The sequence below is a fragment of the Leptolyngbya sp. AN10 genome, from assembly GCF_050565645.1.
In the GTDB taxonomy this organism is placed as follows: domain Bacteria; phylum Cyanobacteriota; class Cyanobacteriia; order Leptolyngbyales; family Leptolyngbyaceae; genus Leptolyngbya.
The window spans coordinates 58,328-71,686 of record NZ_JBNXVP010000025.1 but is presented as its reverse complement, the minus strand read 5'-3'; the positions used below and the strand labels follow the sequence as shown (position 1 = coordinate 71,686).

The following is a 13,359-nucleotide window of genomic DNA, read 5'->3' as shown; positions in this document are numbered from 1 at the left end:
CCATGACTTTCCTGCAAGAAAAAACCCTCGCTGCACAAGTGCGATCGGACTTCCCGATCTTGAACGAGCGTGTGCATGATAAGCCGCTGGTTTATCTCGACAATGCAGCTACTTCTCAAAAGCCGATCGCGGTTCTAGATGCTCTGCGGCATTATTACGAGCATGACAATGCCAATGTACATCGCGGCGCACATACTCTGAGTGCGAGAGCAACCGATGCCTATGAGGGAGCGCGAGATAAGGTAGCAGCGTTTATCAATGCAGCATCTCGGCAAGAGATCGTTTACACCCGAAATGCGAGTGAAGCGATCAATATCGTCGCGTATGCTTGGGCGCTAAATAACTTGCAGGCAGGCGACGAAATCATTTCTTCTGTGATGGAGCATCATAGCAATCTAGTTCCGTGGCAATTGATTGCTGCGAGAACTGGGGCTGTGATTAAGCACGTTCAATTAGATGAGAACGAAGGCTTTGACTTTGAGCATTACAAGTCATTGCTCTCTGAGAAGACGAAGCTAGTTTCTGTCGTTTATGTTTCCAATACCCTTGGCTGCATTAATCCAGTAAAAGAAATCTGTGCAGAAGCTCACAAGATTGGAGCAAAGGTGCTGATCGATGCATGTCAGGCTGTGCCGAATATGCCTGTCGATGTGCAAGCGATCGATTGTGATTGGCTAGTTGCATCCGGGCATAAGATGTGCGCTCCGACTGGGATCGGATTCTTGTATGGCAAGCTGGAGATCTTACGATCGATGCCTCCCTTTTTCGGTGGCGGTGAAATGATTCAAGATGTCTACCTTGATCATTCTACCTATGCTGATTTGCCGCATAAATTTGAAGCGGGAACTCCTGCGATTGCAGAAGCGATCGCGCTCGGTGCTGCGGTGGACTACCTCGCAAATATCGGTATGGATAAGATTCGTGCTTACGAAGAAGAGTTGACGGCTCATTTATTCGATCGATTAGCAGAAGTTCCGAATCTGCGGATTTATGGCACGAAGCCAGATGCACAAGGCGGAGGAAGAGCGGCGTTGGCATCATTCACAGCGGGAGAATTACATCCGCATGATCTTTCGACATTGTTGGATCACGAAGGGATTGCGATTCGATCGGGACATCATTGCACTCAGCCGTTACATCGATTGTTAAATGCTCCGGGGTCGGCTCGTGCAAGTTTGTATTTTTACAATACTCGTGAGGAAATCGATCGATTTATCGAAGCGCTGAAAGATACGATCGACTTCTTTGGCGGAATGATGAGCTAATAACTTAGACACGCTCGAATATCTTCTTCGGTTAGGTAAGGAAAATCTTCGAGAATTTCGTGGTGTGTCATTCCCGCTGCTAGATATTCTAAAACGTCATACACCGTAATTCTCATCCCACGAATACAAGGTTTGCCTCCTCGTTTTCCCGGCTCGATCGTAATAATATCGCCGTAACTCATTGCTGTTCCTGCTGCTGGCTCATGCCACGATTGTACTCTTAACAGTTAAGCCTCACGATGGACTTCTTCCGACGATCGACTTTTTTGGCGGGAGGATGGAGTTGACCAAAGGTTGCAGAATTTTTGCAGAACAGCACAATAGCAATAGTGGCTCGATGTTGAATTTGCTTTCGCCTTCATGGAAACTCCATTTAACTTCTTTCAGCAGTGGTATCCGCTTTCGCCGATCGAGGATCTAGATCTCAAACGTCCTACACCAGTGACCATTCTGGGAATGCGGCTCGTCGTTTGGAAACCTAAATCCGCTGAAACCTTCCGCGTATTTATCGATCAATGTCCTCACCGTCTTGCCCCATTGAGCGAGGGACGCATTGATGAAACAACGGGTGATTTGATGTGCAGCTACCACGGTTGGCAATTTGACTCACAAGGAACTTGCACCCAGATTCCCCAGGCAGATCATCCAGACCTGATCAATCAGAACAAAAATCATCTCTGTGCGATCGCCCTTCCAGTTCAACAACAGCAAGATTTACTCTGGGTTTGGCTGGATGCGTCCTCTAGTGAACAAGCGATGCAGACTCCCCTACCTTTATCTCCACAAGTCGATGCCAACAAAGGCTTTGTGTGGTCTTCCTTTGTGCGGGACTTGGCTTACGACTGGCAAACCTTGGTAGAAAATGTCACCGATCCGAGTCATGTGCCGTTTGCTCATCATGGGGTTCAGGGCGATCGTAATAAAGCAACGGCGATGCCCATCAAAATTGTGCAATCTACCCCTAGCTTGATTGAAGCGACGGTGACTGGACGACTCCCCGCAACGATCACGTTTGAGCCGCCTTGTCGATTGGAGTACGCGATCGAATTTGGCGATGGCAGCAAAAAAGTCGGGTTAGTCACCTACTGTATTCCTGTCTCTCCAGGCAAATCGAGAATTGTGGCTCAGTTTCCCCGCAACTTTGCCAAAACGCTGCATCACATTACGCCACGGTGGTGGGAACACATCAACGTGCGAAATCGCGTATTGGACGGAGATATGATTCTGCTTCAGCAGCAAGAACAGTTTCTGCAACAAAGAAGTTCTACGGAAAGCTGGAAAACGGTCTATAAGTTGCCGACCAGTGCTGATCGTTTGGTGATTGAGTTTCGGAATTGGTTCGATCGCAATTGTCAAGGACGACTTCCGTGGGTTGAAGAGGGACAATCGGCAATCAATGCCACAGTCAATGACAATCGTAAACAGATGCTCGATCGCTATCACCAACATACGCAACACTGTAGTAGTTGTCGCGCTGCACTGCTCGTGATCAATCGGGTTCAGATAGCGCTGTTGTTATTTTTTGCGATCGCAGTTGCAACCTCAGCACTCTTGCCCGACGAATTGCGATTGAAATTGGGATTGCCCCTGATTGGATTCGCATTATTCGGTCTGGGCGTTTACGGCTGGCTGAAACTCTGGGTAAGTCCAAGGTTTTACTTTGTGGACTATGTTCACGCTGAAAAATGAAAAGCGATCGCGGATTTTGTATGATCCACGATCGCACTAAAGTTTAAGCCTAGTTCGCTGGATCAAATCGATTGACCGAAGTTGCAATCACGATCATTGGGGAACCGACTAGCAAACAAATCAACCATTGATTCAGCGTTAAAGGTGCAGTTTGGAAGATTTGATTGATGATTGGAGCCTGACTAAAAATCACCTGTAACACCATTGCTCCGATTAATCCAGCCGCGATCGCGGGAGCCGTTTGAATCTGTCCTTTGCCTTTGAGTCGCGCCACGATCGAGGGAATGAGTTGACTGATACTCAGCAGGTAGAAGATGCGTCCCATGACAAGAGCTTGGATTGCCATTGTACGAGCGATCGCTAATCCGGTTTCAGTGCCAAATTCGGGTGTATAGGTTTGTCTTGCCCATTCAAACATTCCGAAGATAACTGTCCAGTTAAACAGCGAAATTGCCAAGATTCGCCTGATTCGGGAGCCTGTCAGAATTGGCTCTTTTACTGGGCGCGGTGGTTGTTTCATCACACCCTGCGATCTTGGTTCAAAGGCTAAGGGGACAGTCATCGTGATTGAGTTGAGCATATTTAACCAAAGGATTTGCAGCGACAGAATTGGTAGGGCACGCTGCAACAGAACACTAATTAAAATCGTCATCGATTCGCCGCCGTTCACAGGCAGAATGAAGCTAAAAGCTTTGGTCAGGTTCTTGTAAACAGTCCGTCCTTCTTCAACAGCCGCCGCGATCGAGGCAAAGTTATTATCAGTCAAGATCATGTCTGCCGCTTCTTTTGAGACTTCTGTACCGTCGCCCATTGCAATCCCAATATCTGCTTGTTTGAGCGCAGGAGCATCATTCACCCCGTCTCCGGTCATTGCAACGATTTCACCTCTTGCTTGTAGTGCCTCAACAATGCGGAGTTTCTGTTCAGGGGCAACTCTAGCAAAGACGACTCCATCTTCGACCGCTTGAGCGAGTTGGCTGGCATCCATCTGCTCCAATTCTGCTCCAGTGTAAGCTAACAGTTTTTTGTCTTTGCGTAATCCCAGACGACGAGCGATCGCACTTGCAGTCGTAATGTGATCTCCGGTGATCATCTTTACTTGAATGCCTGCTCGCTGACAGATTTGCACAGCCTCGATCGCTTCAGGACGCGGCGGATCAATCATGCCTTGAAGTCCAAGGAAAATCAGTCCTTGAGTCAAATCACTATGATTGAGCGTGACGTGATTGCTATCGACGGGCTTTAGAGCAAACGCTAGTACTCGTAATCCTTGATTTGCCATCGATTGCACTTGAGCTTCAATGTCCTGTCGATCGATTGATACCAGTTTTCCCCTTGCATCTAGCATTTGTGAAGTGCGATCGAGCAGTGCTTCGACCGATCCTTTCACGTAAATTAAGTGAGGCTGTGATAAATACGGGGTGTCTGTACGATCGATGGCTTGGTGCAATGTTGCCATGTACTGAAACTGAGATTCAAACGGAATCGAGTCGATTCGAGGCATCAACTGATCCAGCGATGCTTGCTCTAATCCAACTTTGCCTGCCACGGTAATTAATGCGCCCTCAGTCGGATCGCCCACCACTTTCCAGCGTCCAGACTGCGCTTCGAGATGCGTATCGTTACAGAGCAATCCAGCCACTAAACATTCAGAGAGCGCGGGAGAATCTTGGAGATTGACAGGCTTTTGTTCGATTAAAACCTCACCTTCGGGACTGTAGCCATTTCCGGTTGCAGTATAGACAGTACTTCCAGCAAACAGCGATTGTACGGTCATCTGATTTTCGGTCAGCGTTCCAGTTTTGTCTGAGCAAATCACAGTCGCACTGCCCAATGTTTCGACCGCAGGTAGCTTACGAACGATCGCATGACGACGCGCCATTCGGGACACTCCAACTGCCAAGGTAATCGTAATTACCGCAGGCAGCCCTTCAGGAATGGCACTCACAACCAGCGCAACTGCGGCTTCGATCGCTTCTGACCAAGATTTGTGATTGAGTCCGATCGCGAAGGTGAGTGTCGCCAGTCCCAACACCAAATAAAGCCAGTTTTGGCTGAACTGATTGAATTTGCGGGTGAGCGGCGTAGAGAGATCGGTGCGATGCTCGATCATCTCAGCGATTTTTCCGGTTTCAGTTCGATTCCCGGTCGCAATCACGATGCCTGTTCCTTTTCCAAACGTGACAAAGCCACCTGCATAAGCAATATTGCTGCGTTCGGTGAGTGGAGTTTCAGGAATGCAAACTGTGGGATCTTTCTCGACCGCAACGGATTCTCCGGTTAATGCTGATTCATCAATCTGAAGATCGCGCACCTGAATCAAGCGCAAGTCTGCTGGAGTACGATCGCCCGAAGCTAGTAACACAACATCGCCTGGAACCAGTTCTGTCGAAGAAATGCGCTGTTTTTTGCCGTCGCGTAACACTGTTGCTTCAGTGACGACCGCTTTCGCTAATGCTGCGATCGCGCCTTCTGCTTTCGATTCTTGAATAAACCCGATCAGAGCGTTAATCGTGGTCACACTCCAAATTACGCCTGCATTCACCCATTCACCGATTAGGGCTTTGATTAATCCAGCGGATAACAGGATATAGAGTAAAGGCTGATGATATTGCATCAAGAATCGCAGCCAGATTGGTTTTCCGGGTTTTGCTTGCAGTTCGTTTAAACCAAACTGAGTCTGACGATCTTGCACATCTGCGATCGTTAAGCCCACTTCCAAGTCGCTATCCAGCAAGTGAGCGACTTTATCCTGTTCTAGTTCATGCCAGTTATACGTCGCCAAATCCTGTGGTAGTGCCATATCAAAGCCTCCTAATGGTGCGTTGACTCTTAGGATTGCAGGCAAATATTTCAGAAAAATTTCAAGACGATCGCGGTAGAACAATTTGAAACTGCGATCCTTGATTGACCTCGCTCCTAACCAGGATTTCACCACCAAAAATTTGTACAATTTGTTGAGCGATCGCGAGTCCGAGTCCGAAGCCTCCCGTTTTAGTTCGAGCGCGATCGACCCGATAAAAGCGATCGAAAATATAAGGCAGATCATCGGCTGGAATGCCAATTCCGGTATCGTTCACAGCAATGACGATCGTATTGGTTTGCAAAATCACCTGAAGTTGCACAGTTCCAGGAGGCGGAGTGTAGCGCAGTGCATTATCGAGCAAATTGACGATCGCTTGCTTAAGCAAATCTGGCTCAACCTGCATCAAAATCGGTCGCTCTGGAATTGAAGCCGAAAATTGAATCTGAGATTGAGTCGCAGCGATCGTGTAAGTTTCACTGATTTGGGTTAGCAACGGCGCGATATCAATTGCTGAAACGTTCAGCGGTTGCGTTCCTTCGTGACGTGCTAGAAACAAAAGATTGTTTACTAGAGTTGCCATCGATTTTGCTGTATCTACGATCGTATTCAGCCGTCCGACCACAAGCTGCGGATGACGCTCATAAGCCAGAATTCCAGCCTGTGCTTGTCCCAAGATTGCGGCAACAGGGGCGCGGAGTTCGTGAGACGCATCGGCTGTAAATCGCTGTAGACGATCGTTTGCCTGAGTCAACTGCTGATTTGCTTGCTGTAACTGCTGTTCGCGATCGCTTAATTCCTTAGCAAGCTGGCGAAAGAGCGCGATCGCAACTCCAGTACTGATTGCACCCACGAGAATAAATCCCCAAATGATCCACAATCCTCGCTGCTGTTGCTGAATGAGATTCGTTTGAAACTGTTCAAGTCGTCTTTCTTCTTGTTCGATTAATTGATCGATCTGTTGACGAGTTGGATTCAATGCTGTGTCATTCTGTTGAAGCCATTGATAAAGAACAGAACGATTTTCAGCTTGTCGAATGCGATCGACCGTTGCGCGTTGCTGCTCCAGTTGCAGATAAGTTTGCTGAAGTTGGGAGGCAAGTGGCGTGATTTGTTTGAGTTGAGCGGTGAATCGAGGAAGTTGCTCGATCGCGGATTCAGCCGAGATTAGGGATTGTCGATCGCCCGTCAAACTGTAGTTTTGCAGTCCTGTTTCTGCCTTGGATAGCGCGATCAATACCTGTTTTGTCACGATTTTGACTTGTTTGACTTCAGCAACTAAGCGTTTGTCTTCAGTTAGCGATCGCTGATACGAACTAAAAACCGCTACTGCTGCGAGTAAGCACAAAATTGGAATCGCCAGAATTGCTGTACTGCGCGATCGTAGCGGTAGCGTTTTCCAGCCAGTCGAAATCGGTTTTAGCACGATTCACCTTTCGGATTCAACCGATAGCCCATGCCGTACACCGTTTCTAACCAATCTGCAACCCCCAATTCTTCGAGTCGCTGGCGCAGTCGATGAACAAGTGTCGTGACGGCTCGACTTTCCGGTTCACTGCCCCATTCCCAGAGTGCTTGTTCGAGTTGTCCGCGAGTCAAAACTTGTCGGGGATGACGCATCAAATATTCCATAAGCTGAAATTCTCGGACCGAAAGCTGAAGGGTTGCGTCGTGCCGTTCTAGCATTAAGGTCGTTAAATTCAACTGAAGCTCATTGACGCAAATCCTCTCACCCACCCAAAGCGGCGATCGTCGTCCCAGTGCCCGTACTCGTGCTAGGAGTTCGATCAGATCCACAGGCTTAACCACGTAATCATCGGCTCCCGCATCGAGTCCGGTGACTTTATCGACGATCGTATCTTTAGCCGTAAGCATCAAGACCGGAGCCGTTTTCCCCATTTGCCGATAGTGCTGACACAAGCTCAGTCCCGTTGTTCCTGGCAGCATCCAATCTAAAATCAACAAATCGTAGTCTTTTTCACCCAGGAGCCATTGAGCCGTGTTTCCTTCTGCGATCGCATCGACAATATGACCTGCTTCGGATAAAACGAAATACATTGGGTCGAGCAGTGCTGGATCATCTTCTGCAACTAGAATTCGCATTGTGCAATCTCAACAACAACAGCCATGTTCTGATGCTATCAGGCTGAGAGCAATTCACGATGCTCAGAGTGTCTATGACTTTGCTTATACTGAGTCGATTTTTGAGTGCTACAGATCCGGCAAGCCCCCTAACCCCCAAGTTTGGGGGAACAAGAATCAAAGTCCCCCAGAATTGGGGGATTTAGGGGGCGAAGGATCTGTAGCATTAACAAATTGATTTGGTATTAGCTCTGTTTCTGATAAGTAAGATAGGGGACTTCAATGATCTCACCCAAATCGACAGTCAAGCCTGCTCCTCCCGCTTTGGTACGAATGTAAGCAAGCCCGATCGTATCTACAACACTCGTAATTACTCCAACTTTTTCATCGCCAATTTTGACGATCGCGCCTGGTTCGGTCGGTTGATTGAGCTTGATTCCCCAAAGTTGCTGTTTCACGCCGTTGTAAGTATCAAGACGGGCGATCGTTTCCTGTCCGATATAGCAACCTTTGTTAAATGAAATCGTGTGCCATAATCCCGCTTCTAATGGATTGTAGTCTTCGGTTAGCTCAGAACCAGGCATCGGGCGACCTTGTTCGATGCGTAACGTATTCCAGGCTGGTTCATTAATTTCAGTAACACCTAGCTCGATCAGCTTTTGCTTTAAGCCGATCGCTTTATCACAAATCAAACTATAGCCTTCGGTTGCTAATCCACTTCCAACTGCAATCCGAATATCATTCACCCAACAATGAGTTCCGTAAGGCTGATTGATTAATTCTTCTGCGCCAAGTGCTTTCACAATTTCATGACTTTTTGCACCAAGTAAGCTGAATGCTACAGTTTGCTCTGTGATGTCTTCAAGTTTTACCTTGTCTGCGAAGAAGATATAGCGATCGAAGAAACTCATCACTTTCTCGCTCATTCCCGGAGAAACTAGCAACAAAACAGAATCATCGAGAATATAAGCAGTTGCTAAATCGATCGTTCTTGCTGTTGAAGTGAGAACAACCGTGTCGCAACCTTCACCGGACTTTCTGAGCTTAAACGTGTTCGTAGTTTGGTTGTGTAGGAAATTTAAGCGATCGCTATCTGAAACTGAAATTCTTCCCCAGTGAGAGCGATCGTAAAATGCCACATCAAAATTAATCATAGGAACTAGCTGCGAGAGTTTTTTCAGGTTCGGGCAACGGACGAGTCACTTGACGCAACAAAATTGTTTCTATCTGATTTTCTACCACACGAGTCGCCTCAAACTCTAATTCGCCCCATTGCAATCGATCGCCTGTTGCTGGAACTTGATGCAAATGGTGAATCATAAAGCCTGCTGCGGTTCGATAAGCATCACTCTCAGGCAAACTTAGCTGCAATTGTTCATTCAGCTTTGAAAGATCAACCGTTCCAGAAACCAACACAGAGTAGTCATCTTTACGAATAAACTCATCTTTTGAAATACGATCGCGACTCGTATATCGTCCAGTTAGCAATCGCACAGTGCCATTCAAAATAACTAACGCTGGAAAGAATAAATAAGAACAAATCTGAAGTGGACGAATTAATAACAATGCGGTTTTTTCTGGTTCATGTGCTGCTAACACTTTCGGAACCAGTTCACCTAATACAATTTCAACATACGTGACAATCAGAAACGCGATCGCGGTTGCGACTGTATGCGTCGTGATCATCATCGACATTTTTGGCATGGGCAGCAGTTGAATCCAAGGCTCAATCCAATGAACCGTTGCACCTTCACCGAGCCATCCGAGCAATAGACTTCCGGCAGTCGTTCCGGTTTGAGTGACCGAAAGATATTGTCCCAAATTGTTCTGAGCTTTCTGAACCAGTTGAGCAGCTTTTTGAGTGCCTGGATTTTCACTTTGTCGAGCCAGCGAATCGATTTCGCCTTTTGATGAAGAGACGATCGCTAATTCTACTGCAACAAAAAACGCCACAAACACAACAAAAAGCAGCAATACTGCCAATCTCACTAATGTTTCAGCCGTTTCGATTTCAAACGTTTCTAGAGCCGTCAAAGTCGTTTCCCCCGTTGTTTACAACGTCAAAGAATTCATTTTTGGGAATCTTAATGTAAAGATTACTGACTAATTTCGGGAGTTTCACTCTCCCAGGCAGGATTTCATTATTACCTCAATCAAACGGATTATGTTGCTGAAACGTTCTTTGTTTACAACGCTCGCCGCGCTGAGTCTAGTTGCTGCGCCCGAATTGCCGATTTCATCACCTAAAGTTTTTGCTCAACCCGCACCCGTTACTGTTCCTGAAGTGGCTCGATCGCAGTCGATCGCTTCTGTTCTTCCGGCAGAAACGCTCGGTGTGGTGATGGTGAATACGCAGAACGATCGTTGGAAAGAATTGAGCCAGTTCGCTCTATTTCCCAGCGATTTCTCGTTTCCAGGCACACTCTTTTATCCGACCCAGGGGCAATTCGCGAATTTCACAAGAGACATTAAACCCTGGTTAGGGGATCAATTTGGTGTAGCTTTGCTATCTGGAAAAAGCATTGTCACCATTTCAGCAGTAAAAGATCAAGCAGCATTAGATCGGTATATTACCTTTCTCAAGGAAACACGTCAGAAAGCGCCAAAAGAAATTCAGTACAAAGGCGCAACAATTTTAGAGTTTCAAACAGAAAAGCAATCTGGGACACAGGTTGATCTTTACGCAGTCGGGGAAGGTCAAAAACCACCCGCTGCTAAACCAAGACAAGTTTCTATTCCAGTTCCAAAATTCGCGATCGCTATTCTCCCCGGTTATTTCGTCAGTGCGAATTCTGCCGATGCGATCAAAGAAATGCTCGATGGACAAGGAAAACTCACCGAGAATCCGAAGTATCAGAAATTGGCGAACAATCCGAAAGCAAGTCAATCGATCGCGATGCTTTACGGCAAATACATTGAAGCCTTCAAAGCCATCAATGAAATTCAGAAAGCGCAACTCGAAGAACTTAGAAAGATTTCTCCAAACGCGCCTGCATTCCCAGATTTCACGATCGACCCAAAAATGGTTGATCCGCTAGCAGAATTCTACGACACCGCAGAAGGTTACGTCTGGGCAGAATCAACCGGACTCCGCGTCCAATTTGCTCTGAACCTCAAGCAGTCCGTTCCAGAGAACTTGTTAACGCCGCTCACCACTCGCAACGAAATTTTACAACGCTTGCCCGAAGTGAATTACATGGTGGCAAACAGTCAGAATTTGGCGCTGTATTGGCGAGCGTTGACAACAGGATTAGAATCGCAGCCTTCCTGGAAAACTGCGCTGGATCAAGGTAGAACAGCAATGCAGCAAGCTTTCGGAGTAGACGATCGCGATCTGCTGCCTTGGATGAACGGGGAATACGTTGTCTTCGCGTATCCCACCCGAAGAGGATTCGTTCCTGCAATGGCTCCAAGCATGGATATTGCGCTCGGTTTGATGGTGCAAACCGACGATCGATCCGCCGCAGATGCCGCTCTGAAGAAATTCACCTCATTTGTTGAGCCACGTTTAGGAAAGCCATTGGTTCAACAAGGCACGATCGCAGGTCAGCCGTTCACGAACTATGGAGGCGTTGATAAAGGTCGATCGCTGAATTTCTTTAGCCACGGTTGGACGGATCAAAACACCTTGCTGATGTTGTTTGGGGGTGGTGCAGTGAGCGAATTTAGTCCAGCCCCGACGCGGAATTTGACTCAAACGGCGAATTTCAAATCTGCGATCGAGCCTTTCCCAAATGCAAACCTGGGCTACTTCTATGTGAATCAAGGCGCATTTATGTCCTTTGTGAATACTGCACTGTTGCCTGCGTTCATGGGTCGATCGACTCAAGCAAATCCGTTTGTGACTCAAATTCAAGACAGTTTGGGCAGTATTCGCAGTATCAGCGGTGCAAGTTCGATCACAGACGATCGAGTTCAGTTTGAGGGCTTTTTATCGCTTTCTCCACGGTTGAGAAAATAGCGATTCAGAGCGCTAGATTTCCCAATCTTCGAGCTGTAATCCTTCAACTCGCTCAAACTCGCGTGTGTTGTGCGTCACCAAAATTAGATCGTGAGACAACGCGATCGCAGCGATTTGGAGATCATAAGCACCGATTGGGGTTGCGTTAAATGCAAGCTGCGCCCGAATTTGTCCTGAGATTCGGGCGGCTTGGTCTTCAAAAGGCAGTGACACAAATCGATTAAGAAATCGCTGTTGCTGATTCAAAGTTTGCGTCGGATTGCTGCTTCGCATTGCCCCATAGAATAATTCCGCTATAAACTACTCCCCGCTGCTACGCTGAGCGGGGAGTTTTCAGCAGCCCTGAAGCTGAATAGCTGAGCGAACAGCTAAACAACTCCGAACCTCCAGGCGTGTTTATAGAACGCCCCATTGCTTCAATATTCTTCGAGCCGTTCAAATCTGCATCCCCAACCCAACCGCAATGACCACAAGTAAACCGCTTACCACTTCTGTACGATTCACCTCTAACGGGGTGAATGTGCAGGCATTTATGGCAAGTTTGCGAGGTGTAGGCAGGGTTCACCAGAATCAGTTTTACGCTGTTCTTCACCGCTTTGTAGGTCAAGAAGGTACGCAACTGGTAGAACGCCCAACTATTCGACAACCGACGCTCTTTCTTCGTGCGCGGCATCTCGTTTGTGCGTTCTCTAATTCCAGTCAAGTCCTCCAACGCAATCACCTGATTGTTGGTTTTAGCGTGTTGGACGATGCGCTTAGAAATGACGTGATTGGTATGCTGCTGAAAGCGTCTTTCCTTGCCCGACAACCGTTGCAAGAGTCTCCGCGCCCGACGACGAGTAGACCTTGTGCCTTTCGAGGCTTTTTGCTGGATCGATGCTCTCACCTTGGTGTGGTGATTCCGAACATTCGTTACGTCTTTACCACTGAAACTGCCCCCGTCCGAAGTGACTGCAATATCAGTTCTACCCAAATCCACACCCAGAACGTTTTTAGTTTTCTTGGGTGGATCTGGATGCGATTCAAGCTGAATGTTCAAATAGTATTCACCGTTTGCATTCAGCGAGAAGGTTGCCGTCTTAGGTTTCTGCCCTTTCAGCAATCCGCGCTGATAGTTACCGATATGCAGTCTGAGCCGTTCCCGTTTACCTAATGTTGTGAGGCTCACCGTCCAGTCCGATTCGCGGAAGCTGAACGTTCTTACGTCATAGGTTACGGAAGTTGGTGCAAATTGCTTTACTGGACTACCTTTCTGCCTTGCTGTCTTTCTGTTTCCAGAAACACGGCGGATTGCATGAATCGCAAGCTGAGACGACAAACCGAACTTAGCGCGAACATCCTGATAAATCAGAGATTGCATTGCAAGTTCGTTTGTCAGCTTCTCAGGGACTTCCTGATTCACGTACTCGCAAGCATCCGCGAACACTTGAAACAGATTTTGCACTTTTGGCAACTGTTTAGAGGTGACTACGATCTTGCAAGCTACGGTCAGGACTTGTTTCATAGCTCTAAAACTTCACGTACTGATTATACCCAGAACAGAGATATTTGCTATGCCC

11 protein-coding genes are annotated in these 13,359 nt (G+C 47.4%); 3 read left to right on the top strand and 8 right to left on the bottom strand.

Annotated elements, in window-relative coordinates; genetic code table 11:
- Nucleotides 1-2 precede the first annotated feature (2 nt).
- Nucleotides 3-1,265 (top strand): SufS family cysteine desulfurase, encoded by a 1,263-nt coding sequence (locus ACQ4M5_RS28110; RefSeq protein WP_430679067.1) that lies wholly within the window; start codon nt 3-5, stop codon nt 1,263-1,265.
- Here ACQ4M5_RS28110 and ACQ4M5_RS28105 read toward each other — a convergent pair.
- Nucleotides 1,262-1,447, bottom strand: a complete 186-nt coding sequence (locus ACQ4M5_RS28105; RefSeq protein ID WP_430679066.1) for a DUF433 domain-containing protein — start codon at nt 1,445-1,447, stop codon at nt 1,262-1,264. The two genes, ACQ4M5_RS28110 and ACQ4M5_RS28105, sit on opposite strands and share 4 nt — an antisense overlap.
- 178 nt (nt 1,448-1,625) lie before the next feature.
- Between ACQ4M5_RS28105 and ACQ4M5_RS28100 the strand changes: the two genes are divergently transcribed.
- Nucleotides 1,626-2,954, top strand: coding sequence for a Rieske 2Fe-2S domain-containing protein (locus tag ACQ4M5_RS28100; protein WP_430679065.1), 1,329 nt, complete (start codon nt 1,626-1,628; stop codon nt 2,952-2,954).
- Nucleotides 2,955-3,003: 49 nt separating this feature from the next.
- Here ACQ4M5_RS28100 and ACQ4M5_RS28095 read toward each other — a convergent pair whose 3' ends face one another.
- The 5 genes from ACQ4M5_RS28095 to ACQ4M5_RS28075 form a co-directional block, all read right to left on the bottom strand.
- On the bottom strand, nt 3,004-5,757 hold the full coding sequence (locus ACQ4M5_RS28095; protein WP_430679064.1) for an HAD-IC family P-type ATPase: 2,754 nt from the start codon (nt 5,755-5,757) through the stop codon (nt 3,004-3,006).
- Nucleotides 5,758-5,818: 61 nt separating this feature from the next.
- Nucleotides 5,819-7,183, bottom strand: a complete 1,365-nt coding sequence (locus ACQ4M5_RS28090; protein WP_430679063.1) for a sensor histidine kinase — start codon at nt 7,181-7,183, stop codon at nt 5,819-5,821.
- On the bottom strand, nt 7,177-7,860 hold the full coding sequence (locus ACQ4M5_RS28085) for a response regulator transcription factor (protein WP_430679062.1): 684 nt from the start codon (nt 7,858-7,860) through the stop codon (nt 7,177-7,179). Before ACQ4M5_RS28085 ends, ACQ4M5_RS28090 begins: the two co-directional genes overlap by 7 nt.
- 224 nt (nt 7,861-8,084) lie before the next feature.
- Complete coding sequence (locus ACQ4M5_RS28080; protein WP_430679061.1) at nt 8,085-8,993, bottom strand: YgfZ/GcvT domain-containing protein; 909 nt, start codon at nt 8,991-8,993, stop codon at nt 8,085-8,087.
- Nucleotides 8,986-9,873, bottom strand: a complete 888-nt coding sequence (locus ACQ4M5_RS28075; protein WP_430679060.1) for a CNNM domain-containing protein — start codon at nt 9,871-9,873, stop codon at nt 8,986-8,988. The genes ACQ4M5_RS28080 and ACQ4M5_RS28075 overlap by 8 nt, the downstream gene beginning before the upstream one ends.
- Before the next feature lie 130 nt (nt 9,874-10,003).
- Here ACQ4M5_RS28075 and ACQ4M5_RS28070 point away from each other — a divergent pair, with 130 nt between their 5' ends.
- Entirely contained in the window at nt 10,004-11,800 is a 1,797-nt protein-coding gene (locus ACQ4M5_RS28070) for a DUF3352 domain-containing protein (RefSeq protein WP_430679059.1), read from the top strand.
- A gap of 12 nt (nt 11,801-11,812) precedes the next feature.
- Here the strand turns inward: ACQ4M5_RS28070 and ACQ4M5_RS28065 are convergent, their stop codons facing one another.
- The gene (locus tag ACQ4M5_RS28065) at nt 11,813-12,097 is read right to left on the bottom strand and encodes a PIN domain-containing protein (protein WP_430679102.1); all 285 of its coding nucleotides are present in this window, start codon (nt 12,095-12,097) and stop codon (nt 11,813-11,815) included.
- A 16-nt stretch (nt 12,098-12,113) separates the two neighbouring features.
- A complete protein-coding gene (locus ACQ4M5_RS28060) occupies nt 12,114-13,304 on the bottom strand; it encodes an RNA-guided endonuclease InsQ/TnpB family protein (RefSeq protein WP_430679058.1) in 1,191 nt (396 codons plus the stop codon).
- Nucleotides 13,305-13,359 lie beyond the last annotated feature (55 nt).